Annotated in this window: 1 protein-coding gene; it reads left to right on the top strand. The window is 46.8% G+C overall.

The window, feature by feature from the left end; all coding sequences use genetic code 11:
• Window positions 1–773, top strand: a 773-nt coding sequence (locus H5088_RS09290) for an Ig-like domain-containing protein (protein WP_182752727.1), incomplete at both ends; no start/stop codon positions are given.

The following is a 773-nucleotide window of genomic DNA, read 5'->3' as shown; positions in this document are numbered from 1 at the left end:
GTTGAAGTATCGGTTACCGATACAGCAGGTAATGAAACTACCGCAACAACAACAGGCGAAGTTGATACTGCCGCGCCAACAGTTATTATTGACCCCGTAGGTGATACTAACGACACCACCCCAACCATTTCAGGCACCGCGACGGGTGAGCCAGAAGGCACGGTTGTTACTATTACCGTAACTGATGAAGCAGGTAACCCACAAACTATCACCACTGAAGTACAAGCCGATGGCACTTTTAGTGTTGATGTACCGAACGAATTAAGTGAAGGCGAATTTACTGTTGAAGTATCAGTTACCGATACTGCAGGTAATGAAACTACCGCAACAACAACAGGCGAAGTTGATACTGCCGCGCCAACAGTTATTATTGACCCAGTAGGTGATAGTAACGACACCACACCAACTATTTCAGGCACCGCGACGGGTGAGCCGGAGGGCACGGTTGTTACTATTACAGTAACTGATGACGCTGGTAACCCACAAATAATCACCACTGAAGTACAAGCCGATGGCACTTTTAGTGTTGATGTACCAAATGAATTAAGTGAGGGTGAGTTTACGGTTGAAGTATCGGTTACCGATACAGCAGGTAATGAAACTACCGCAACAACAACAGGCGAAGTTGATACTGCCGCGCCAACAGTTATTATTGACCCCGTAGGTGATACTAACGACACCACCCCAACTATTTCAGGCACCGCAACCGGTGAGCCAGAGGGCACGGTTGTTACTATTACAGTTACTGATGAAGCTGGTAATCCACAAACTAT

The organism is Pseudoalteromonas sp. SR43-3 (genome assembly GCF_014163875.1).
In the GTDB taxonomy this organism is placed as follows: Bacteria; Pseudomonadota; Gammaproteobacteria; order Enterobacterales; family Alteromonadaceae; genus Pseudoalteromonas; species Pseudoalteromonas distincta.
Note: the sequence above shows the minus strand (reverse complement) of the source record. Positions and strands in the feature narration are given on the sequence as shown.